14 protein-coding genes, 1 tRNA gene and 2 pseudogenes are annotated in these 19,223 nt (G+C 68.9%); 8 read left to right on the plus strand and 9 right to left on the minus strand.

Going from position 1 to position 19,223, the window contains the following annotated elements:
* From ACFV9T_RS25795 to ACFV9T_RS25805, 3 genes are all read left to right on the plus strand, one after another.
* On the plus strand, positions 1 to 480 hold a 480-nt coding region (locus tag ACFV9T_RS25795; protein ID WP_385444327.1), incomplete at its 5' end, for a glycerate kinase.
* Between the two features lie 111 nt (positions 481 to 591).
* Entirely contained in the window at positions 592 to 1,524 is a 933-nt protein-coding gene (locus ACFV9T_RS25800; protein ID WP_385444329.1) for a LysR family transcriptional regulator, read from the plus strand.
* Positions 1,525 to 1,638: 114 nt separating this feature from the next.
* On the plus strand, positions 1,639 to 2,751 hold the full coding sequence (locus tag ACFV9T_RS25805; protein WP_385444331.1) for a tartrate dehydrogenase: 1,113 nt from the start codon (positions 1,639 to 1,641) through the stop codon (positions 2,749 to 2,751).
* A 44-nt stretch (positions 2,752 to 2,795) separates the two neighbouring features.
* On the opposite strand, the gene ACFV9T_RS25810 is transcribed toward ACFV9T_RS25805, so the two are convergent.
* From ACFV9T_RS25810 to ACFV9T_RS25825, 4 genes and pseudogenes are all read right to left on the minus strand, one after another.
* Complete coding sequence (locus tag ACFV9T_RS25810) at positions 2,796 to 3,440, minus strand: polysaccharide deacetylase family protein (RefSeq protein WP_385444464.1); 645 nt, start codon at positions 3,438 to 3,440, stop codon at positions 2,796 to 2,798.
* Positions 3,438 to 4,145, minus strand: a pseudogene (locus ACFV9T_RS25815) (glycoside hydrolase family 11 protein); the annotation flags it as partial. The pseudogene ACFV9T_RS25815 and the gene ACFV9T_RS25810, both read right to left, overlap by 3 nt.
* Before the next feature lie 396 nt (positions 4,146 to 4,541).
* Positions 4,542 to 6,359 carry a DUF262 domain-containing protein gene (locus ACFV9T_RS25820; RefSeq protein ID WP_385444333.1) on the minus strand — a complete coding sequence of 606 codons (1,818 nt, stop codon included), beginning with the start codon at positions 6,357 to 6,359 and terminating at the stop codon, positions 4,542 to 4,544.
* A 363-nt stretch (positions 6,360 to 6,722) separates the two neighbouring features.
* Positions 6,723 to 7,006, minus strand: a pseudogene (locus ACFV9T_RS25825) (helix-turn-helix domain-containing protein); the annotation flags it as partial.
* A 119-nt stretch (positions 7,007 to 7,125) separates the two neighbouring features.
* On the opposite strand from ACFV9T_RS25825, the gene ACFV9T_RS25830 reads away from it, so the two are divergent.
* From ACFV9T_RS25830 to ACFV9T_RS25840, 3 genes are all read left to right on the plus strand, one after another.
* Entirely contained in the window at positions 7,126 to 7,254 is a 129-nt protein-coding gene (locus ACFV9T_RS25830; RefSeq protein ID WP_385444334.1) for a hypothetical protein, read from the plus strand.
* A 733-nt stretch (positions 7,255 to 7,987) separates the two neighbouring features.
* Positions 7,988 to 10,480, plus strand: a complete 2,493-nt coding sequence (locus ACFV9T_RS25835) for an SdrD B-like domain-containing protein (RefSeq protein WP_385444336.1) — start codon at positions 7,988 to 7,990, stop codon at positions 10,478 to 10,480.
* 95 nt (positions 10,481 to 10,575) lie between these two features.
* The gene (locus tag ACFV9T_RS25840; protein ID WP_385444465.1) at positions 10,576 to 11,259 is read left to right on the plus strand and encodes a hypothetical protein; all 684 of its coding nucleotides are present in this window, start codon (positions 10,576 to 10,578) and stop codon (positions 11,257 to 11,259) included.
* A 7-nt stretch (positions 11,260 to 11,266) separates the two neighbouring features.
* On the opposite strand, the gene ACFV9T_RS25845 is transcribed toward ACFV9T_RS25840, so the two are convergent.
* A complete protein-coding gene (locus ACFV9T_RS25845) occupies positions 11,267 to 12,607 on the minus strand; it encodes a right-handed parallel beta-helix repeat-containing protein (protein WP_385444338.1) in 1,341 nt (446 codons plus the stop codon).
* Positions 12,608 to 12,695: 88 nt separating this feature from the next.
* On the opposite strand from ACFV9T_RS25845, the gene ACFV9T_RS25850 reads away from it, so the two are divergent.
* A complete protein-coding gene (locus ACFV9T_RS25850) occupies positions 12,696 to 13,853 on the plus strand; it encodes a Dyp-type peroxidase (protein WP_385444340.1) in 1,158 nt (385 codons plus the stop codon).
* Positions 13,854 to 13,915: 62 nt separating this feature from the next.
* Here ACFV9T_RS25850 and ACFV9T_RS25855 read toward each other — a convergent pair.
* A tRNA-Arg gene (locus ACFV9T_RS25855) sits at positions 13,916 to 13,988 on the minus strand.
* Positions 13,989 to 14,203: 215 nt separating this feature from the next.
* On the opposite strand from ACFV9T_RS25855, the gene ACFV9T_RS25860 reads away from it, so the two are divergent.
* Positions 14,204 to 15,454 carry an exo-alpha-sialidase gene (locus ACFV9T_RS25860; protein ID WP_385444342.1) on the plus strand — a complete coding sequence of 417 codons (1,251 nt, stop codon included), beginning with the start codon at positions 14,204 to 14,206 and terminating at the stop codon, positions 15,452 to 15,454.
* Between the two features lie 55 nt (positions 15,455 to 15,509).
* Here ACFV9T_RS25860 and ACFV9T_RS25865 read toward each other — a convergent pair whose 3' ends face one another.
* From ACFV9T_RS25865 to ACFV9T_RS25875, 3 genes are read right to left on the minus strand one after another with little or no spacing between them, the layout of a single operon-like run.
* The gene (locus ACFV9T_RS25865) at positions 15,510 to 17,297 is read right to left on the minus strand and encodes an IucA/IucC family protein (RefSeq protein WP_385444344.1); all 1,788 of its coding nucleotides are present in this window, start codon (positions 17,295 to 17,297) and stop codon (positions 15,510 to 15,512) included.
* Complete coding sequence (locus tag ACFV9T_RS25870; RefSeq protein ID WP_385444346.1) at positions 17,294 to 17,866, minus strand: GNAT family N-acetyltransferase; 573 nt, start codon at positions 17,864 to 17,866, stop codon at positions 17,294 to 17,296. Before ACFV9T_RS25870 ends, ACFV9T_RS25865 begins: the two co-directional genes overlap by 4 nt.
* The gene (locus ACFV9T_RS25875) at positions 17,863 to 19,167 is read right to left on the minus strand and encodes a lysine N(6)-hydroxylase/L-ornithine N(5)-oxygenase family protein (protein ID WP_385444348.1); all 1,305 of its coding nucleotides are present in this window, start codon (positions 19,165 to 19,167) and stop codon (positions 17,863 to 17,865) included. The genes ACFV9T_RS25870 and ACFV9T_RS25875 overlap by 4 nt, the downstream gene beginning before the upstream one ends.
* Positions 19,168 to 19,223 lie beyond the last annotated feature (56 nt).

Raw genomic sequence — 19,223 nt, forward strand, 5'->3', positions numbered from 1 at the left:
CGCGAGCTGGAGGCGGCGGGCGTCCGGGACGCGGCGGGCGTCCCGGACGCGGCGGATGTGCCCGACGCGGCCCGCCTCGCCCGTACGCGGGGGGCCGGGGCGGCCGGTGGGCTCGGGTACGCCGGGATGCTGCTGGGCGGACGGGTGCGTTCCGGGGCCGACTACTTCCTCTCCCTGCTCGGCGCCGACGAGTTGCTGGCCGGGAGCGACTTCGTCGTCACCGGGGAAGGCAGCCTCGACGAGCAGTCGCTGTCGGGGAAGCTGCCGGTCGCGCTCGCCGCGCGGGCTCGTCGGCGGGGCGTACCGGTGCACGCCGTAGCGGGCCGGTGCACGCTGCCCGCCGACCGGACGGCGGCCCACTTCCGCTCCGTCCAGGCGCTCACCGATCTCACCGACCGGGACTGCGCCCACGACAGCGAGCTGTCCGCGCGGCTGCTCGCCCGGTGCGGACGGGCCCTCGCCGAGCGCTGGATCGGGTAGCGACGTCCGGGGGCGGATAGGTTGACCCGGCAACGGACGCGGCAGGCACAAGCACTGGCAAGCCGCGAGCCGCAGCCGCCGCAGCCCAGATCCGTCGCCCGGGGAGGCACCGTGGACGCCCGGCAGCTCGAATACTTCCTGGCCATCGTCGAACACGGCGGCTTCAGCAAGGCGGCCACCGCCCTGCACGTGGCCCAGCCGTCGCTGTCGCAGGCCATGGCGACCCTGGAGGCCGACCTCGGCGTGGCCCTCTTCCACCGCGTCGGCCGGGGCGTCGTCCTCAGCGAGGCCGGGGCGGAGCTGCTGGAGCCCAGCCGCCGCGTGCTGCGGGACCTGGCCGCCGTACGCGACACCGCCGCCGGGCTCGCCGGGCTGCAGGGCGGCACCGTCGAGGTCGCCACCATGCCCTCGCCGGGCATCGAACCGCTCACCACCCTCATCCACCGCTTCGCCGAGCTGCACCCGTCCGTGACGGTGAGCACCCAGGCCGCGTTCACCCCGGACGAGGTCCTGTCCCTCGTACGCAGCGGCGCCTGCGAACTGGGCCTGCTGGGCTCCGCCAGCCCCGTGAACCCGTCCGGTCTTGACGTCCTGCACGTCGAGGACCAGCCGTTCGTCGTGGTCGCCGCGCCCGGCGGGGCGATCGAGGACGGGGTCACGATCCGGCCCGGGGACCTGGCGGGCCACAAGCTCATCGCGTCCCGCACCGGCAGCCTGATGCGCGGCATCGTCGACGACATCACGGCGAACGACATCACGGCGAGCGCGGGCGGCACCGGCACGCAGATCGTGACCGTAGTCGATCACCGGACGTCGATCCTGCCGCTGGTCCTCACCGGGGTCGGCGCCGCCGTCCTGCCCTCCTCCTGGACCCGGCTCGCCCGCCGCTGCGGCGCGGCGGTGGCACCCCTCGAACCGACCGCCCACCTGCACGTGGCGATGGTCAGCCTGCCCGCGCACCTCACCCCGGCGGCCCGGGCCCTGCTCGCCCTCACCGGCTCCCTGGCCGCGCGGCGGGCACGGGACACAGCCCTCCCGGACTGACGCCCGACCCATCGGCCACGCCTATACGTCGCATCGAAACCAGGTCTTGGACGCGCCACGCCCGCCCTGTGTTGACTCGGACGCACACCACACCCCCGCGAGCCGGAGGCACCCATGACCGCCGCCCCCCGTACGTCCCGTGCGCCCCGTACGTTCCGTATCGCCGCCATCCCCGCCGACGGCGTGGGCAAGGAAGTCGTCGCGGCGGGACGCGCCGTCCTGGACGCCCTGGCCGAGGACTCCCGTCACACCGACGAGGCCTTCGCCTTCGCCTGGGAGGAGTTCCCCTGGGGCTGCGAGTACTACGAGCGCACCGGCAAGATGATCGACGACGACGGCCTCGACCGCCTCAAGGACTTCGACGCCCTCTACTTCGGCGCGGTCGGCTGGCCGACCGTCCCCGACCACATCAGCCTGTGGGGGCTGCGCCTCAAGATCTGCCAGAACTTCGACCAGTGGGCCAACGTCCGCCCCGTACAGTTCCTGCCCGGCGTCCAGAGCCCGCTGCGCAAGGCCGACGACACCGAGCTGGACTGGGTCGTCGTCCGCGAGAACAGCGAGGGCGAGTACGCGGGCCTCGGCGGCCGCAACCTTTCCGGCCGAGGCCCGGGCGGCGAAGTCGCCGTCCAGTCGTCCCTGTTCACCGAGGTCGGCTGCGAACGCGTCATCCGCTTCGCCTTCGACCTGGCCCGCACCCGCACCCGCCGCAAGGTCTCGTCCGTCACCAAGAGCAACGCGCAGCAGTACGGCATGGTCCTGTGGGACGACGTCTTCCGGCGCGTCGCCGCCGACTACCCGGACGTGGAGACGGAGAGCGTCCTCGTGGACGCGATGTCCGCGAAGTTCGTCCTCCACCCCGAGGACCTGTCCGTCGTCGTCGCCTCCAACCTCAACGCCGACATCCTCTCCGACCTCGGCAGCGCCCTGGCGGGCAGCCTGGGCCTGGCCGCCAGCGCCAACCTCAACCCCGAGCGCCGCTTCCCCAGCATGTTCGAGCCGGTCCACGGCTCGGCCCCCGACATCGCGGGCCAGGGCCTGGCCAACCCCATCGGCGCGGTCGGCAGCGCGGCCCTCATGCTGGACCACTTCGGCCTCCCCGCCGCCGCGGCCCGCCTGCGCCAGGCCATCGAGGCGACGACCGCGGCGGGCATCCTCACCCGCGACCTGGGTGGCACCGCGACGACGGAGGACGTGACGAAGGCCCTGATAGCCGCGCTGAACACCTGAGCCCTCTTACGTCGGGGCATCTGTCGGGGCACTGTCGGGACAACCTACGACGGGGCCACCGCGCGGCCGGTCTGCGGCGAGATCATCCCGGCGCAGAGGCCGCGGGCGGCCAGCCCCTGTGCGATGCGGGGGATCGCGGCGCGGGTGTTGGCGGGTCCGTCGTGCATGAGGATGATCTGGCCGTTGGTCAGCCGCCCGGCGGCCTGCACGATCGCATCCGTACTGGCGTTGTTCCAGTCCTGCGAGTCGACGTCCCAGAGGATCTGGGTCAGGCCGTACTTGGCGGCGACCGACTTCACCGTCGCGTTGGTCTCCCCGTACGGCGGCCGGAACAGCTTCGGCGTGCCGCCGCCCGCGCCCCCGATCGCCGTTTGCGTCCGGGAGATCTCCGCGTCGATCTGCGCCTGACTCAGCTGGGTCAGGTGGGGGTGGGTGTAGCTGTGGTTGGCGACCCACATCCCGGCGCTGACCTGGGCCCGGACTTGGGCCGGGTTGGCGGCGGCGTTCTGGCCCGTATTGAACATCGTGGCGCGCAGCCCGCTCTGCTTGAGCGCGGTGAGCAGGGCGGGTGCGTTGCCGGACGGACCGTCGTCGAAGGTGAGCCCGACGTACCCGGCGCAGGCCGCCGCCGAGGCCTGCGCCGGTGCTTGCGCCGGTGCCTGCGCCGGTACCGAACCGGCGCCGTTCACCGTGATGTTGGAGCTACCGCTGCTCCGATAGCCCTCGGTCGCGAGGATCATGTAGTACTTGAAGCTCCCCAGCGGCATCCCGGCGCGCGCCCAGGCGTCGAAGTGATTGCCGGTGGTGATCGTCCCGCCGGTCCGCTTCGACTGCCGCACGCTCCAGTACTGGTCGAAGGTGCGCGTGCCTTCGACGGACGGGGCGTTGTACCGCGTCGTCTTGTAGATGTCGTACGTACCGCCGTCGCTGGTGACGGTGCCCTTGTACGTCCCCGTCGGCCGGTACGTGCCCCAGTTGTCGACGACGTAGTACTCCACGAGCGGGTTCGACGTCCATCCGTAGAGCGCCAGATAGGCGTTGCCGGATGGGTTGAACGTGCCCGAGTACGTCACGCTCCTGCGGCTGCCGTTGCTCCAGCCCTTGCCCGCGACGAAGTTCCCGGTGTTGCGCCACGACGTGCTGTAACTGCCGCCGGAGGCCAGGGTCATGGAGACGGTTCCCGGCGCGTCGGTCCAGAAGGAGTAGTAGTAGCCGTTGTTGGTGCCGGTCTGGTTCGTGGTGATGACGGTGTCGGCGTGGGCGGTGCCGGGCAGCACCAACGCCGACACGGCAACCAGCACCGTCGTACAGGCCGCGCTGATGAGCAGCCTTAACCGACCGAGCGGCCTTGATCGACCGCGTCCGCGTCCGCGACGCGCCGGAGTGTCCTTCATGTGACGCAGTTTTGAGCTGCCCACATCAACAGTCAAGAAGCGTTCCGGAACGAATCGCGAAAGTTCCGAAGCCTTACCGGTCGGACGGCACGAGCGTCATGGACAGGATGCGACGGTCGCCCAACTGCCGACGGCCCCTTCCTGCGTGTTCCCCTGCCACCGATACGAGCGACGGCGCGGTTGAGCGGCTACCGAAACAGGCCATGCCCACCTGTCGATCACGAAAGCGGCCTCCTGTTGCCGTCCACTGATGTTGATTTTCCGGCCGATGCCAGTTCTCCCATCGATGCGAACAGATGGGCTGGACGGCTTCTGGTGCCCATGGATTGGTTGGCCACCGCCCTTCGAGGCACGCCGAAACAGCGACCGAACCTCATGGCCGTCCGCACCCATTCATCAGCTCTGAGTCATGAAGCGCTGATAGACCCGCAGGTACTCTCCAGGGGAAACGGACAGAGTTTCGGACCCTGATCGCTCAACCATCTCTTCGTCGTAGAAACAGGGGCTGGAGCCCGAAGTGACCTTCAGGAGAGCCACTATCATTCCCTGGTAGTTGACCAATTTAGACTCGGCTGTTACACGGCGCGCCAAATCGGGATCCATGCCTTTTGCTGACTGCAGCTTCTGGCAAATCCAGATCCAATAGTCGTTCAGAGTTTTGCCAAGACGGGCACTTTCCCGCTCGATCCCGACAATGTGAAACTCGCGGCATATGACGGCCTCGATGGAATCCAGCTTTTCGGCGCGCGTCGCGTGGCTCGCTTTATCGGCAATTCCGATGGCGACATATCCGGTGACGTTCGGACCCATATTGGCCATTGCTGTAATCGTTCGACAGATCTTTTTGAGTGATTCTTTGTCGAACTCTCGAGGGTCATTCAACTTCAGAAAGCCTTGCTTGCAATCGAATGTCTGTTGCTCAACAAGGGCATTGCCTAGCAATCTCTCGAGCTGACTGGCCCACCCATAGCGACCCAGATCCTGTCTGGAGTTGTTGCCTTCTTCGAAGGCATCATTCAGAACACCTTTGACGGCGTTGATGGTTTGCCGTTTGGAGTCTCGCCGCCAGTCGCCGCCACCACCCGGAACCGCCATAACGCTGGATCCGATGCCTTGCAGGCGTTTGCTTGCAAGCTTCGGGTCGACCAGGTAACAGCCATCCTTGAACATCAATTCATAGAAGGCCATGAACACGCCGTGAAAATAGCGGGGTGAACGCCCTCCACTGCTGGTGTTAATGAGTCCTGAAAATTTCTTTTCCTGCTGCGCCAGGACGGACCGCAGGGCATCGTATGCCTGCATAAAGTGATCCCTTATGCGGTCCATTCCGTAGGCTTCGATTGCTGCACCTACCTGTCGAGAAGCCTTTGTCTCGACGTCTTCCGGGTCAATGTCAGTGTAATTGTAGTACTCGTCCCGCAAGCGGGTTCCGGAGTTTGGAAGAGGGTCGATCAAGCAGTCGATGAGGATGTCCAGGACGAGTTGCTCATCCGTGGATTCCCGAACATCTTCACGCCGGAGTACCCCTTCGCGCACCCAGAAAATGTCATCAACCTGGACTCCGTAGTCGAGGTCTCTGTTCGTGATGCTCAGCTTTGGCATTGTGCGCAGCGTGACCACATCGGTGGGTGATGTGTCCCCTCGGACCTCTGATGAGATCACGCGCACGAGGTCTGCCAGCGGAGATAGCGTTCCGGCCTGCCTAAGTCCCTGCCTTGAGAGTCTCCGGCCTCCGGAGTTGATGCGTCGGAAAACCTCGTCGACGCTCGCCGAGTTCGCTGGCCGATACACGGACAAGGCGACAGTGTAATTGGCCAGATGGACAGAGAGCTCCCGTGACATGACAGGGTGCCTCTGCGAGATCTCGCCGTTGTCTTTGCGGAGCTTGGTGTCGGCCAGGGAATCCAGATCGAAGTAGGCGCCACCAATAGGGTATTCGTTTTCAAGGAAGGCGAAGACAGCGTTGAGTCGTTGCATGCCGTCAATGAGCTCGAATGAAACATCGCCCGGGTTTCCGATCTCGGCCACGAGGAAGAGCGGGATCGGTAGGTCTTTGAGGAGGGAGTCGATGAGACGCTGCTTTTCTTCGACGCTCCAGACCAACTTACGCTGATAGCGGCGATTGACCCGAAATCGGTCATTTATGTAGAAAGCGTATAATCTCTGAACGCTTTCCCCTCGGACGGTCAGCTCGCCACCCTGCGCAGAAGTCATGCGGGAGACGATATCGCCCCCTCGCTGTCTACCAAGGAGGTGGGCTGCGGAGAGCGAGAGCATCGTTGGGAAGGTCGCGCGCCCGCTGAACGTCACCCTCAAGCAGAGGCCTGCTCCTCCAAGATCATCTTGATTCGGAAGCGCCCTTCGGTATCTGCTGCCAACAGCCAGACCTGTCCAGTCTCCGGGCGGTCGATGGCTGCGATGAGGTCCGCCCAGACAATGTGGAGAATCCGGCCGCCGGTCAGGGGTGCGGGGTGGCGGCACGGCCGCCCGTGATGCGCAGCAGGTCGAGCTTCGCCGCGTCGTCGCTCCCGGCCGCCGCCGTGTAGGTCACCATGCGCAGGTCCGCGCCGGGGACGATGAGGGCGTCGCAGTCGAGCAGTTCCCGTTCTGGGGCAGTAGGAGCCCGGTGCGCCGGTACAGCTGGTTGCGCTCGGCGCGGGAGAGCTGGAGGGCCCGGGCGAGGGCGCCGACGACCTGGGCTGAGGGGTCCTTCGCGCGTCCCTGCTCCAGCCGCAGGGCGTAGTCGACCGAGAGCCCGGCCAACTGCCAGCGCCTCGCGGCGCAGCCCCGGAGCGCGGCGGTTGGGCTGTCACGGTGAACCCGGCGTCGGCCGGGGGGAGGCGGTCGCGCCAGGCGCGCAGGAGCACGGCGAAGCCGGAGCGGGAGAATCCAAGGGCTCATTCTCGCCGCGCGGCGCCACATCAGCCTGGGTGCTGCCGGTCCCAGTGGTGGACACCGCACCGGTGGGCGGCGAGGGGGCGTGCAGTACGCCGACGCGCCGGCCGAGGTACCCGACGGGGTCGAGTCCACCTTCACGGTCAACGTGCTCGCCGACATCGCTCGGTGCGACCAGGGCGTACGTCGGCGACCGTGCCGCCCGGTCGCCTGAGGAGCCGTACGATCCGCGGCGTGAGGGCTACGGCCGCGGCAGCCGCCGGCCCGGGCCGCTGCTCCCGCCCGGTTCGAATCTGCGAGATTCAAAGCCAAATATGACGCCACGGTAATCACGCGGAGGCAGGTGAACCGGGCCAATTTCGGCTGGGTGACGCCCCTGCCTGACGAGTGCGTCCCGGGAGCGTCGTCCGGGCGTATGCGCATCCAACGGGACCGCATCCGGTCATCGCGTCAACGTCGCACATTATCTCGAATCCCTGTGAATGCCAGGGGTTCCGCTGGTGGCGGCGGGACTTCAGCGGATAGGATATCGCGCGCTGCTCGCGGTGGCGGTCGGCGAGGTCGGCGGTGGGGGCGAGGGTGTCGTGGTTGAGCTGCAAGAACCTGCAACCCAGAGTGGTCCTGGCCAAGGCATTGAACGCGCGTTCGTTTTTCCTTGTCCACGGCGCTTATGCCCCGTTAGTAACATCAAAAGCGATTATCGCAACGCGGTCCACGCCACAGCAGTGGGCCCTTTTTCTTTTCCGTGACTTCCCGAACTTATGTCCGCATCAGGCGCCACGAAGTGGACGTGCGGCGACAAGCGGGGGCTTCGTTTTCGCGACAAGAGAAGTGTGGAGTGTGATGCCATGAACCGAATCGGCAGAGACGCACGCCGGTCGGCCCGCAGACTCACGGGGCCGCTGGCGCGCATAGGGTTATCTGTTCTGCTGCTGGCAGGCGGCGCCGTGGGGGCGACGGCTGGACCGGCCGCCGCTTCGGCCGCCGACGGCACGCTGACGGTTGAGGTGCTGCGCGACTTCTTCGGCACCGGCGTGGTCAACGCGACGATGGACGTGCCGCAGCGGGGCATGAGGGTGGAGATCACCGACCCCGCCGGGCACGTTGTCACCGGCGTCACGGATGCCACCGGGAAGGTCGTGGTGGCGCAATCGACGGCGCTGAGCGGCGGCCAGTACCGCGTCGACGTCAGCATCCCGGCGCCGTACAACGACTATCTGCGGGCGGCGCCCGCGTCGACGGCGGAGAACCACTTCAACAGCTTCACGTCGTTCGTGGACGTGTCGGACGGAAAGAACGCCTCGGTGGTGACGGGCGTGTGGGACCCGGCCGACTACGCGCTGCCGGACTCGCGGTACTTCGTACCGGTCCACAACGGCGCCAACGGGACGGACAACCGGGCGTTGGTGGCGTTCGGGACGAAGACCCGGGGCACGTGTCCCACCGATGTGGCGTGCCCGACCACGCTGGCCACGCAGGACCAGGTGGGCACGACGTTCGGGTTGGCGTACGACAAGGACCGGGCCCAGCTGTTCCAGAGCGCGTTCGCCCGCCGGTACACCCCGTACGGGCCGCAGGGCGGGGGCGCGATCTACACGGTGCCGGTCAACGGCTCGGGTGCGCCGCAGCTGTTCGCGCGGGTGCCGGACGCCGCGGTGACGCGGCACGACACCGCTAACATGATCAAGGACGCCGGGTTCACGGACGCGCCGGGCAAGGAGAGCATCGGCGGCCTGGCCCTGTCGGAGGACGGCTCCACGCTGTACGCGGTGAACCTGCGGACGCGCAGCCTCGTGAGCTTCGACGCGACAGGGAACACCGCCGCGGCGCCCAAGTCGACGGTCCCGATCCCGGACCCGGGGTGCGCGAGCCCCGACGACTGGCGGCCGTTCGGACTCCAGGTCCACAACAACACACTGCACGTGGGCGGCGTGTGCAGCGCGGAGAGCACGCAAAAGCGCGCGGACCTGAAGGCGTTCGTCTCCACCTACGACGGCAAGCGGTTCACCACGGTGCTGAGCCACCCGCTCACGGGCGAACGCGGCAGCGTCTTCGGTTCCGGCGACAAGGCCACCCACTGGAACCCGTGGAACACCAGCCTGGACACGTGGGACGACCGGAAGGCGGGCGGCGTCTTCATCGATCCGCAGCCGGAGCTGGCCTCCCTCGCCTTCGCCCGCGACGGCTCGATGATCCTGGGCTTCCGCGACCGCTTCATGGACGTACTCAGTTGGGGAGGTCTGGACCCCCGCCCGGGGAACGACACGGCGGAAAACGGCATGTCCGGTGGTGACATCACCATGGTCTGCGCCACTCCCACCGGCGAATACCAGTGGGAAGGCACCGGGAGCTGCCCCAACCACGCCACCCCCGCCAACAGTGGCGGCCAGCCCGCCGGTGTCGCCGAATACTTCCCGGGCGACACTTACGCCAACGCGCACCAGGAGACCGCGCTGGGGTCGGTGGCCTATATCCCGCAGCAGCAGTGGGTCGCCAGCACGGAGTTCGACCCGGTCGTCGACGTCGCGACCTCAGGGACCGGGTACCACGACATCACGACAGGTCAGGGCCCGGGCAACAACCCGAAGGCCAACGGATTCCAGTTCGTCAGCCGGGAACAAGGCGGGTTCGGCAAGGCAGGCGGGCTCGGTGACATCGCGTACGCGGCGGCGAACGCGCCGATCCAGATCGGCAACGTCGTGTGGTTCGACGGCGACCACAACGGGATCCAGGACCCGGGGCACGTACTGCTCCCGGGGGCGACGATCAACCTGCTGGACGCGGACGGCAAGCAAGTCGCCACGACCAGGACCGATGCCGCCGGTGAGTACTACTTCGGTGGTGTCGGCGCCGAGTACGAGCTGACGCCGGGCGCGAAGTACACGGTGCAGTTCGACGTGTGCACCGCGGACACCGGCAAGGTGCCCGAGCAGCCCGCGGCGAGCGAGCTGCGGTTCACGCTTCCGCGAGCCGGTGGCAACCGTGCGCATGACTCCAATGTGACCCCGCCGACCACCGGGCGGTTGTGCGACGGCTCCGCGCCCGTCACGGCGCCGGACAAGCCGGGCGGGGTCGATCACACCATCGACGCCGGGGTGTACATCCCGAAGGCAACGCCGACCCCGAGCCCGACCCCGACCGATTCGACGAGCCCGAGCCCGACCCCGACCGATTCCGCGACCCCGAGCCCGAACCCGACCGATTCCCCGGACCCGACCTCACCACCGGCTCCGGACCCGGGCTCACCGCCGTCAGGCGCGCCGCCTGCCGACCCGGCCCCGGCCGGTGGGAGTACGGGTTCCGGTGGGGTCAGGGGTTCGCTGGCCCACACCGGTATGTCCAGGCTGCCGGAGGCGATCGGCCTCGTCGGTCTGCTGGTGAGTGCGGGTCTGGTCATCGCGTTCGTGAGCCGGAAACGTCGCGCCGCGTGCGGAGGGTGAGAAGCGGACAACCTCTACCAGCCCGTGCGGCTGACCGGCGCCGATGGCCGCGGCCACGTTGGGTGGTAGCGGTCATCGGCGGAGCGGCCGTCGCGGTGGCCGTGTTCCTGGCCGCCGACGGCGGTTCCGGCCCCGGCGGTCCGCGCGCACTGACGTCGGATGAGGTGAACCGGCTGGCGATGACGCGGTTCCGCAACTACGAGGCGCACGGCCGCGCGGTGACGATCAACGTGCCGAGCACCGCCGGTGGGCTGATCGTCACCGGGTCCGTCGACTACCGAGGCAAGCTCGGTTACGGCGTGGTGCGCGGCACCGGGCGCGACAGGTCCAGCGACGGGCTGATCCAGTGGACGCCCACCTCGGTGCACGTCCGCCCGATGACGGACGCCCCGGCGCACGCACCCGCGTCGCCGCCCCGCGCGGGCTGGCACGACCGTCCGCTGCTGTCGTCCGGCAGCGCGCTGGACACCTCCCTGTCCATCGCGCTCGGTCTCGGCGGCGACCGGCCGGACAACGCCGGACTGCTGTCGCAGAACGGCGCCGCCTGGCGGGGGCGGGAGCAGGTGAACGGGCGCCGGGTGGACGTCATGACCGGGCCGTCCTCCCCGGACCGCTCCGGTACGGCGGGCAACGTGCGCTACTGGATCGGCTCCGACGGCACCATGTACCGGGTGCGCGTCAGCGTGGGTTCGCAGCCGGAGCCGGTCGTCATGGATTTCGACACCCACGAGTACGTGCCGGTCAAGCCGGTACCCGGAACCACCCCGACGACCCGGTAGCCGCTGTTCAGGACGTCCGTACCCGCGCGTGCGCGGCGAGCAGGGACGACGACGGCAGCCGGATGCCCTCCGTCGTCGGCAGGGCCGGTACGGCCGGGACGGCGGTGGCGCCCGTAGTGGTGGCGTGGGGGAACTGCGGCTGCCGACCGGGCGCCGCGACCTTGGTGAACGCGATGCCGCCGGGTGCGGTCGGCATCGTCCACCGGCCGCCCGGAGAGGGCGACTTGGCGGGCAGCGGACAGGACGCGGTGGTGGCGAGCCGGGCGGGCACGGTGGTGCGCAGATCGTTGCCGCGCAGGCAGTTGCCCCGCCCCCGGGTGGCGGCGGGGAACGTCCAGCCGACGTCGACGCCGTTGCCGGTGAACGTGTTGTCCACGATCCGGTTGCCGACCGAAGGGATGTCGGCGGTCGCGGTGATCACCAGCCCGGCGTTGCTGTGGTCGGCGACGCGGTTGCGGATGAACTGGTTGTCGCTGCCGCCGTCGACGCCGATGCCGGTGCCCCAACCGCCGTCGGCCTGCTGCGGGGTGGCCTTCTGCTGGTTGGCGGCGATCAGATTGCCCGCGATGACGGAGCCCCGCTGCGGGAGCAGCTTCTCCTGGTGGTCGGAGTTGGTGGTCAGGCCGACCCGGTTGCCGACCAGGCGGTTGCGGACCACGTACATGTCGCCGCTGGCGTTGGTGCCTTCGTAACCGACCGCGTTGAGTTCGGCGACGTTGTCCCGCACCACGATGTCGCAGGGCTTGCACTGGCCGACGTAGATCCCCGAGTCGGCGCCGCCCGAGGCGTACGAATGCTCGATGACGCCGTTCTGCGCGGAGAACGCGTAGATGCCGTACAGGCCGTTGCGGGTCGCGGTCACATGCGAGACCAGGAACGACTTCAGGAACGTGACGGGCTCGTCGCCGGTGTCGTAGCCGCCGCTCTGCCCCGGCAGCCCGGCGGCGGCCTTCGCCGAACCGGTGACCAGGACCCCGTTCTGCGTGTTGTTCTCCACGGTCAGGTTCTCCACTGCCACTCCGGGCGCCGCGACGACGACACCGTTCGGCTGCCGCAACCGCCCGTCGATGACGACCCTGTGCCGGGAGGCGCCGCGAAGAGTGATGCGAGCCGTGTCGATCTTCACCGACTCGTGGTACACGCCCGGAGCGACCAGCACCAGATCACCGGGATGGGCCAAGGACACCGCATCCGAGATCGTCGGGGCATCGGCGGGTACGCGGATCGTCACCCGCGCACCGCTCGGTCGCCGACCCTTGTCCGATCCGTCATCACCGCCGCCGCAGCCGACCACAAATGTCAGCGTGCCCAGTACCGCCGCCACCACGCGAAGAGCTAATCGAGGCATGATCCGAGTCTGGCAGAACGCCCAATTCCACGCCGTAATTGGTGAGATTGACCGACGCGCACGATTCGAGTGTGGCACCCTGCACCCCATGCATCGAGCCGATCACCCTCCGTCGCGCCGCGCGTTCCTCGATGCCACCGGCATCATGGTGGCCGCCGGTCTGACCGCCGGGTGCACATCGGACTCCGCCCGGCCAGGCCGTCACGCCCCTACGGCAGCGGCCGCGCCGACGCCGGTCGCGGCGACGGGTCGGCATCAGGCAGGCATTACGCTCCCCCAGCCGGCCCAGCGCAACCTGCTGGCCGTGGTGGCCGACCTCGGTGCCGCCGTGGCTCCCGGCCCGCTCCTGGCCGACCTCGGCCAGGCCATCCGCGCGCTCGTCGCCGGGACCGACCCGCGGCTGCTGGGCCTGCCGCCGGGCGACCTCACCGTGACCGTCGGCGTGGGGCCCCGGCTGGTGCGCACGGTCGGCGCTTCGCTGCCCGGCGCCGCCGACCTCCCGCGCTTCTCCCGCGAGCGGATCGCCTCGCGGGCACGCGGCGGCGACCTGCTGCTGCAGATCTGCGCCAGCGACGCGCTGCTCCCACCGGTCGTCGCCGCCGCGCTGCTGGATCAGGCCGGTGACCGCGTCCACGAACGCTGGCGGCAGTCCGCACGCCGCGGTGCGAACGTGCCCGTCGGCAACGGCCTCACCGCGCCACGCAACCCGCTCGGTTTCATCGACGGCATCGTGGGCCCGCACACCGCCGCCGAACAACGACGCGACCTGTGGCTGGCCGGGCCCCCCGAGGTCGCCGGGGGCACCCTCGCCGTACTGCGGCGCATGGAACTCGACCTGCCCCGGTTCGCCGCCCTGTCCGTAGCCGAGCAGGAGGCGGTCTTCGGGCGGCGCCGGGCCAGCGGCGTCCCCCTCTCGGGCGGCCCCGTGTCCTCGGGCCCGGAACTCGGCGCCAAGACACCGGACGGACGCTACCTCGTCCCCGCGGACGCCCACGTGCGCAGGGCGAACCCCACCGTGGTCGGCGCCGGTCTCATGCTCCGCCGCTCCTACAGCACCGACGAGCCCGCCCCCGGCCTGCTCTTCGTCAGCTTCCAGAACGACCTGCGGACCTTCACCGCCACCCTCGCCCACATGGACACCGCCGACGCACTGCTGCGCTTCACCACCACGACAGCCAGCGCGACCTTCCTGATCCTCCCCGGCTTCGACCGGCAACGCCCGCTCGGCTCGGGGCTGTTCGCCTGACCACCCCGATGGACGCCAAACGCCCCGGACCGTGCTCGATCCGGGGCGTTCGCGCTGGTGCGTGCCCCCGGCAGGATTCGAACCTGCGACACCCGCTTTAGGAGAGCGGTGCTCTATCCCCTGAGCTACGGAGGCATCGACTGACCACCCACAGCGTAGCGGATGTGGTCTTCGGGGTTCGCCTCCGTTGGGCGTCCGTCCAGCGGTTTGGGGGCTGGGTGAAGTATCGGGCTTTCGGTAATATGGGGCGTATGCAACTATTGCGTGCGACGCAAGCCGTCAAGGGGAAGGGTGCGTTCCTGTTAGTGGCCTGTTAGTGGATCATCAGCGCCGACGAGCAGTCTTGTCCCATGCCAGCAACCACCATTCTCCGTTCACGTCGGCGCAGCGGCCCGGCGGCATTCCTCATGACGTTCGTCGTCGCGTTCAGCGCTCTGTCGCTCACCTCGTGCCGCGGCGATCCGCAACCGGACAGTGAGTCCGGGAAGGGGGCGGTGAGCAACAACGCGGCGCCCGGGAAGATGGCGGGGCGCGCCGCGCTGGGGGAGGGCGGGGCGCTGTATCCGCGGGCGATACGGCTGCAGCACAGCGGGAGCGCGAACGGGCGCGTGCTGGCGTCGTCCGTCGTCCACAAGGGGGGCGATGGCGTGGGGCAGATCCAGGAGAGCAGCGATGGCGGCAAGAGCTTCCGCCAGGTGGGCACCGTCGCCGATCCGAAGGCCGCGGACGGCAAGGGGCTGTGCTGCGCGACGCTGTACGAGCTGCCGAAGCAGGTCGGCGACATGCCCGCCGGGACGCTGCTGTGGGCCGCGTCCTTCGGGCAGGACGAGAAGCCCGAGCCCCGGATGTCGATCCGGGTGTTCAAGAGCACCGACCACGGGCGGAACTGGAGCCCTCTGTCCACGGTCGCCACCTCGCCGAACGCCAAGGGGCTGTGGGAGCCGGAGTTCTCCATCGACGCGCAGGGGAACCTGGTCTGCCACTACTCCGACGAGACCGATCCGCGCCACAGCCAGAAGCTCGTCGCCGTGCGGTCGAAGGACGGCGTCTCGTGGAGCGGGCCGCGCGACACCGTCACCAGCAAGCTGGAGTCCGACCGGCCCGGGATGCCGGTCGTGCGGAAGCTGCCGAACGGGACGTACGTCATGACGTACGAGATCTGCGCGGCCGGAGGCAAGTACGCGTGCGTGGCGCATCTGCGGACGTCCCGCGACGGATGGGACTGGGGTGACCCGTCCGACCTGGGCACCCGGGCGGAGACGGCGGACGGGAAGTACTTCCTGCACGCGCCGAACCTGGCCTGGGCGCCGGAGGAGGGCAATCCGCAGGGCAAGCTGCTGCTGATCGGTCAGGCGATGTACAACAAGGACGGCAGCCGGGCCCAGGGCAGCGGGCGCACGATCTGGACCAACAGCAAGGGCGGGGAAGGAGCGTGGCGCGAGATCCCGGCCCCGGTCGCCGTGAAGTCCGGCAAGCTCGACTCCTGCCCCAACTACAGCTCCAGCCTGCTGCCGTCGGAGGACGGCCGGGAGGTGCTGGAGATCGCCACCGACTATGAGGGTGGGGTCTGCCGACCGTACTTCGGCACCGGGAAGTCGTAGAACACCACGGGCACCGCCGCGCACATGCGGCGGTGCCCATGGCCATCGGTGCCGCTCAGCCCTCCGGGCGGAACCGGGCGATCGGGTTACGCAGGGTGCCGATCAGCTGGAGCGCGCCCGCCGGGTCCTGGAGGTCGACCATCTCGCGGTTGTTGCGCAGCTGGAGCCGGTTGAGGCAGGACAGCGCGAAGTCCTCCTCGAACATGTCGTACTGCTTGAACTTGTCCGCCAGGTGCGGCATCGCCTCCTGGTAGCCGCGCACGCTGTCGGCGACCGTCTGCCAGAAGGTGTCCTCCTCGACGATCCCGTCCGCGACGAGGATGCCGTTGAGGAAGCGCAGGAAGCAGTCGAAGACGTCGGTGAAGATGGACAGCAGTTTCTTGTCCTCGGGAACGTCCGCGCGGATGCGCTCGACGGCCGGGGGCAGGACCGCTTCCGGGTCCAGGACGGCGATCTCCTCGGCGATGTCCTTGAAGATCACCCGCTGGACGGCGCCGCCCTCGATGACCAGGATGACGTTCTCGCCGTGCGGCATGAACACCAGGTCGTAGGCGTAGAAGGAGTGCAGCACCGGGGTGAGGTAGGCGTCCAGGTAGCCGCGCAGCCACTCCGCCGGAGTGAGGCCGGACTCCTCGATGAGGGCGCCGGCGAAGGAGCCGCCGTCGGCGTCGGTGTGGAGGAGGGAGGCCATGGTGGCGAGACGCTGGCCGGGCTCCAGCGACGCGACGGGGCTCTCGCGCCACAGGGCGGCGAGCATTTTCCGGTACGGGGAGTACCGGTTGGTGGCGGCCTCGTACTGGCGGTGGTGGTAGCCGATGGCGGCCCGCTCGCGGATGATCGAGAAGCGGGCGGCCTGGAAGACGTCGTCGGCGGCGATGACGCCCGCCAGCCAGTCGTTGATGGCCGGGGTGGCCTCCATGTAGGCGGCCGAGAGGCCCCGCATGAAGCCCATGTTGAGGACCGACAGGGCGGTCTTCACATAGTGCTTGGACGGGTGGCTGGCGTTGAAGAAGGTACGGATCGACTGCTGCGCCAGGTACTCGTCCTCGCCGGTGCCGAGCCAGACCAGCCGCTGCTGGGCGACCTCGGCGGCGAAGCTGACGGACAGCTTGTTCCACCACTGCCAGGGGTGCACCGGCAGCAGGTGGTAGTCGGCGATGTCCAGGCCCTGGCCGCTGAGGGTCTCCGCGAAGCGGGCCCGGGTCTCCTCGCTCAGCTCGTCGCGCACCAGCGCGTCGTAGTCGAGGTCGGTGGAGGCGGTGAAGGTGGAGTGGTCGCGGTGCGCGGCCAGCCAGACCAGCTGGACGGGGCTCGCGGTCTCCGGGGCGTACGAGAGGTACTCGTGGATGCCGAAGCCGAGCCGCCCGTTGTTGGCGACGAAGCACGGGTGACCCTCGGTCATCCCCGTCTCGATCTCCTGGAAGCCGGATTTGGCGAGCTGCGCCGCGCCCACCGGCTCGGCGGCCAGTTTGTAGGCCGTACCAGAGAGGGTGGAGCTGATCTCCTCCAGGTAGACGGGGAGGATGTCGTCGCTGAGGCCGAGGGCGCCGCGCAGCTCGATGAAGAAGTCGAGGGCGTCCAGCGGGCGTTCGGCGCCGTCCCGGCCGTGGCGGGTGATGCTGTCCGCGTCGACCACCCAGTGGTCCAGGGTGAGGACGCGGGCGGCGAAGCGGTACGTCACCGAGCCGTCGTCGCTGGTGACGGCGTAGCGGCCGTCCTCGCCCAGCTCGGGCTTCAGCAGGCGCTCATGGGTGAACTCGGCGAGGGCTTTGCGTATGAGGAGGCGGCCCGCCCGCTCCCACAGGTCGGGGGTGAGGTGGGCGACGGCATCGCGGGGGCTCATCGGAATACTCCTTGGGCGGCGCGCGCGGCGACGAAGCGCTCGCGCGTGCAGGTACTGAGGTAGGCGTCCTTCTCCGGTTTGACGATCTTCTCGACGACGTCGAATCCGACCGCCGCGTTCAGCGCGTGCACCGCGTCGTTGCGGACGTCGGGCTCGACGACGACGCGCCGTACGGCGGGGTCGTCGAAGCAGAACTCCATGACGGTGGTGATCACGGCGAGGGTGAAGCCGTGCACCGGGGTGTCGGTCGGCGCGCACAGGAAGTGCATGCCGACGTCACCCTCGCGGGGCTCGTACAGCCCCACCAGTTCGACGTGGGCCGGGTCGTAGCGCTCGGCGAGGAAGGCGGGTTCGCCCTCGTGCAGGCCGATGAAGGCCTCGTGGTGCGGGTGGTCGGCGATCCTGCGGTACTCGGCCTCGGTGTCGGCGAGGGTCGCGTCCTGCATCATCCAGTAGGACGCCTTGGGGTGGGTCACCCAGCCGTGCAGCAGCGCGGCGTCGGCCTCCGGGTCGAGGGCGCGCAGCTCGAAGCCGCCGAGACGGTCGTCGTGACGCTTGAACAGGGTCATGTGAGCGGTCCCTCCGGCGCGCCGAACTCCTGGAAGGCGATGGACTTCTCGACCGGGTACTCCTCGCGGCCCAGCAGCTCGCGGATGATCCAGGAGTTGCGGTACGGCCCCATGCCCAGGTCGGGCGAGGTGAGGCTGTGCGCCTGGGTGGAGCCGTTCTGCAGGAAGATGCCGCGCCCTGTGGTGTCGATGCTGTAGTTGCGGGCGACGTCGAAGCGGCCGTGGTTATCCCAGCGGATGCGGTCGCGCACCGGCTCCAGGAAGGCGGGCACCTGGTAGCGGTAGCCGGTGGCGAGGACGAGGCCCTGGGTGGTGAGGGAGAAGTCGCGCTCCTGCTCCCCATGGCGCAGCCCGAGGGTGTACGTACCGGTGGACTCGTCGTACGAGGCGCCGGTGAGCGCGGTGTTGGTGAGCAGCCGGGTGGGCACCGGGCCGTCCAGGCTCTGCTGGTAGAGCAGGTCGTAGATCGAGTTGATGAGATCCGCGTCGATGCCCTTGAACAGGGCTTTCTGCTCGGTCTCCAGCCGGTAGCGGGTGTCCTCGGGGAGGGCGTGGAAGTAGTCCACGTACTCCGGCGAGGTCATCTCCAGCGTCAGCTTGGTGTATTCGAGTGGGAAGAAGCGCGGCGAGCGGGTCACCCAGTTGAGGCGGTAGCCGTGGCTGCCGATGTCGGCCAGCAGGTCCTGGTAGATCTCGGCGGCGCTCTGCCCGCTGCCGACGATCGTGATGGACTCCTTGGCCTGCAGCGTCTCCTTGTGCTCCAGGTAGCGCCCGTTGTGCAGCACGTCGCCGCCGAGGTCCTGGCAGGACTCGGGGATGAAGGGCGGGGTGCCGGTGCCGAGGACCAGATGGCGGGCGCGGTGCTCGGTGGTCTCGCCGGTGGGGCGCTGGGAGCGCACGGTGTAGAGGCCGTCGGCGTCGTCGTACGTGACGGAGGTGACCTCGTGGCCGAAGCGGACGCTGGAGAGCTTGCCCGCGGCCCAGCGGCAGTACTTGTTGTACTCGGCGCGCAGCGGATAGAAGATCTCGCGGATGTAGAACGAGTACAGCCGCCCGGATTCCTTCAGGTAGTTGAGGAAGGAGTACGGGGAGGTCGGGTCGGCGAGGGTGACGAGGTCGGCCATGAACGGGGTCTGGAGGGTGACGCCGTCCAGCAGCATGCCCGGGTGCCAGTCGAAGTCGGGCTTGCTCTCCAGGAAGAGGCCGTCCAGCTCGTCGATCGGTTCGGTGAGGCAGGCCAGGCCCAGGTTATAGGGGCCGAGGCCGACCGCGACGAAGTCATATATGTGCGGGGTGGGCACGGTGGTTCTCCGGGGTGTTGCGGCGGTCAGTGACGCAGCGACTCGGCTGGGACTCA

Origin of the sequence: Streptomyces sp. NPDC059850 (assembly GCF_042731515.1) — a bacterium.
GTDB lineage: Bacteria > Actinomycetota > Actinomycetes > Streptomycetales > Streptomycetaceae > Streptomyces.

What these genes read in the sequence shown, in the direction of transcription:
- ACFV9T_RS25865 (WP_385444344.1), bottom strand. Translation starts at nt 17,297, where the DNA reads ATGAGCCCCCGCGATGCCGTCGCCCACCTCACCCCCGACCTGTGGGAG.
- ACFV9T_RS25805 (WP_385444331.1), top strand. Translation starts at nt 1,639, where the DNA reads ATGACCGCCGCCCCCCGTACGTCCCGTGCGCCCCGTACGTTCCGTATC.
- ACFV9T_RS25845 (WP_385444338.1), bottom strand. Translation starts at nt 12,607, where the DNA reads ATGCCTCGATTAGCTCTTCGCGTGGTGGCGGCGGTACTGGGCACGCTG.
- ACFV9T_RS25860 (WP_385444342.1), top strand. Translation starts at nt 14,204, where the DNA reads ATGCCAGCAACCACCATTCTCCGTTCACGTCGGCGCAGCGGCCCGGCG.
- ACFV9T_RS25870 (WP_385444346.1), bottom strand. Translation starts at nt 17,866, where the DNA reads ATGACCCTGTTCAAGCGTCACGACGACCGTCTCGGCGGCTTCGAGCTG.
- ACFV9T_RS25850 (WP_385444340.1), top strand. Translation starts at nt 12,696, where the DNA reads ATGCATCGAGCCGATCACCCTCCGTCGCGCCGCGCGTTCCTCGATGCC.
- ACFV9T_RS25820 (WP_385444333.1), bottom strand. Translation starts at nt 6,359, where the DNA reads ATGACTTCTGCGCAGGGTGGCGAGCTGACCGTCCGAGGGGAAAGCGTT.